Source organism: Pseudomonas tehranensis, assembly GCF_014268615.1.
Classification (GTDB): domain Bacteria; phylum Pseudomonadota; class Gammaproteobacteria; order Pseudomonadales; family Pseudomonadaceae; genus Aquipseudomonas; species Aquipseudomonas tehranensis.
In genome coordinates, this window is record NZ_JABWQV010000373.1 from 1 (window position 1) to 3,437 (window position 3,437).

The 3,437-nt window shown below is 51.1% G+C and carries 2 rRNA genes; both read left to right on the top strand.

The window, feature by feature from the left end:
• Positions 1-227: 227 nt before the first annotated feature.
• Positions 228-3,119 (top strand): 23S ribosomal RNA (locus tag HU811_RS25955).
• A gap of 154 nt (positions 3,120-3,273) precedes the next feature.
• A 5S ribosomal RNA gene (gene rrf / locus HU811_RS25960) occupies positions 3,274-3,389 on the top strand.
• Positions 3,390-3,437: the final 48 nt, after the last annotated feature.

Genomic DNA, 3,437 nt, shown 5'->3' on the forward strand with positions numbered 1-3,437 from the left:
AAAGCTTAGAAATGAGCATTCCACCGATACGGTGCATGAATGTTGATTTCTAGTCTTTTGATTAGATCGTTCTTTAAAAATTTGGGTATGTGATAGAAAGATAGACTGAACGTTACTTTCACTGGTAACGGATCAGGCTAAGGTAAAATTTGTGAGTTGCTCTTAGAGCATGCGAATTTTCGGCGAATGTCGTCTTCACAGTATAACCAGATTGCTTGGGGTTATATGGTCAAGTGAAGAAGCGCATACGGTGGATGCCTTGGCAGTCAGAGGCGATGAAAGACGTGGTAGCCTGCGAAAAGCTTCGGGGAGTCGGCAAACAGACTTTGATCCGGAGATGTCTGAATGGGGGAACCCAGCCATCATAAGATGGTTATCTTGTACTGAATACATAGGTGCAAGAGGCGAACCAGGGGAACTGAAACATCTAAGTACCCTGAGGAAAAGAAATCAACCGAGATTCCCTTAGTAGTGGCGAGCGAACGGGGACTAGCCCTTAAGTGGCTTTGAGATTAGCGGAACGCTCTGGAAAGTGCGGCCATAGTGGGTGATAGCCCTGTACGCGAAAATCTCTTAGTCATGAAATCGAGTAGGACGGAGCACGAGAAACTTTGTCTGAATATGGGGGGACCATCCTCCAAGGCTAAATACTACTGACTGACCGATAGTGAACTAGTACCGTGAGGGAAAGGCGAAAAGAACCCCGGAGAGGGGAGTGAAATAGATCCTGAAACCGTATGCGTACAAGCAGTGGGAGCCCACTTTGTTGGGTGACTGCGTACCTTTTGTATAATGGGTCAGCGACTTATTTTCAGTGGCGAGCTTAACCGAATAGGGGAGGCGTAGCGAAAGCGAGTCTTAATAGGGCGTCTAGTCGCTGGGAATAGACCCGAAACCGGGCGATCTATCCATGGGCAGGTTGAAGGTTGGGTAACACTAACTGGAGGACCGAACCGACTACCGTTGAAAAGTTAGCGGATGACCTGTGGATCGGAGTGAAAGGCTAATCAAGCTCGGAGATAGCTGGTTCTCCTCGAAAGCTATTTAGGTAGCGCCTCATGTATCACTGTAGGGGGTAGAGCACTGTTTCGGCTAGGGGGTCATCCCGACTTACCAAACCGATGCAAACTCCGAATACCTACAAGTGCCGAGCATGGGAGACACACGGCGGGTGCTAACGTCCGTCGTGAAAAGGGAAACAACCCAGACCGTCAGCTAAGGTCCCAAAGTTATGGTTAAGTGGGAAACGATGTGGGAAGGCTTAGACAGCTAGGAGGTTGGCTTAGAAGCAGCCACCCTTTAAAGAAAGCGTAATAGCTCACTAGTCGAGTCGGCCTGCGCGGAAGATGTAACGGGGCTCAAACCATACACCGAAGCTACGGGTATCACTTAGGTGATGCGGTAGAGGAGCGTTCTGTAAGCCTGTGAAGGTGAGTTGAGAAGCTTGCTGGAGGTATCAGAAGTGCGAATGCTGACATGAGTAACGACAATGGGTGTGAAAAACACCCACGCCGAAAGACCAAGGTTTCCTGCGCAACGTTAATCGACGCAGGGTTAGTCGGTCCCTAAGGCGAGGCTGAAAAGCGTAGTCGATGGAAAACAGGTTAATATTCCTGTACTTCTGGTTATTGCGATGGAGGGACGGAGAAGGCTAGGCCAGCTTGGCGTTGGTTGTCCAAGTTTAAGGTGGTAGGCTGAGATCTTAGGTAAATCCGGGATCTTAAGGCCGAGAGCTGATGACGAGTTACCCTTTGGGTGACGAAGTGGTTGATGCCATGCTTCCAAGAAAAGCTTCTAAGCTTCAGGTAACCAGGAACCGTACCCCAAACCGACACAGGTGGTTGGGTAGAGAATACCAAGGCGCTTGAGAGAACTCGGGTGAAGGAACTAGGCAAAATGGCACCGTAACTTCGGGAGAAGGTGCGCCGGTGAGGGTGAAGCACTTGCTGCGTAAGCCCACGCCGGTCGAAGATACCAGGCCGCTGCGACTGTTTATTAAAAACACAGCACTCTGCAAACACGAAAGTGGACGTATAGGGTGTGACGCCTGCCCGGTGCCGGAAGGTTAATTGATGGGGTTAGCTAACGCGAAGCTCTTGATCGAAGCCCCGGTAAACGGCGGCCGTAACTATAACGGTCCTAAGGTAGCGAAATTCCTTGTCGGGTAAGTTCCGACCTGCACGAATGGCGTAACGATGGCGGCGCTGTCTCCACCCGAGACTCAGTGAAATTGAAATCGCTGTGAAGATGCAGTGTATCCGCGGCTAGACGGAAAGACCCCGTGAACCTTTACTATAGCTTTGCACTGGACTTTGAATTTGCTTGTGTAGGATAGGTGGGAGGCTTTGAAGCGTGGACGCCAGTTCGCGTGGAGCCATCCTTGAAATACCACCCTGGCAACTTTGAGGTTCTAACTCAGGTCCGTTATCCGGATCGAGGACAGTGTATGGTGGGTAGTTTGACTGGGGCGGTCTCCTCCTAAAGAGTAACGGAGGAGTACGAAGGTGCGCTCAGACCGGTCGGAAATCGGTCGTAGAGTATAAAGGCAAAAGCGCGCTTGACTGCGAGACAGACACGTCGAGCAGGTACGAAAGTAGGTCTTAGTGATCCGGTGGTTCTGTATGGAAGGGCCATCGCTCAACGGATAAAAGGTACTCCGGGGATAACAGGCTGATACCGCCCAAGAGTTCATATCGACGGCGGTGTTTGGCACCTCGATGTCGGCTCATCACATCCTGGGGCTGAAGCCGGTCCCAAGGGTATGGCTGTTCGCCATTTAAAGTGGTACGCGAGCTGGGTTTAGAACGTCGTGAGACAGTTCGGTCCCTATCTGCCGTGGACGTTTGAGATTTGAGAGGGGCTGCTCCTAGTACGAGAGGACCGGAGTGGACGAACCTCTGGTGTTCCGGTTGTCACGCCAGTGGCATTGCCGGGTAGCTATGTTCGGAAAAGATAACCGCTGAAAGCATCTAAGCGGGAAACTTGCCTCAAGATGAGATCTCACTGGGACCTTGAGTCCCCTGAAGGGCCGTCGAAGACTACGACGTTGATAGGTGGGGTGTGTAAGCGCTGTGAGGCGTTGAGCTAACCCATACTAATTGCCCGTGAGGCTTGACCATATAACACCCAAGCAATTTGCTGACCCGATACATAAAGGGCACCAGATTGCGGTGTGTGAAGACGCTATGAACCGAAAGTTCGCACAACACACAAACCTATCGCATACCCATTCGCTGGAACGTGACCGCAAGGCACGCACCGGCTACCGAATTTCTTGACGACCATAGAGCATTGGAACCACCTGATCCCATCCCGAACTCAGCAGTGAAACGATGCATCGCCGATGGTAGTGTGGGGTTTCCCCATGTGAGAGTAGGTCATCGTCAAGATTAAATTCCGAAACCCCTATCTGCTGATGCAGGTAGGGGTTTTGTTTT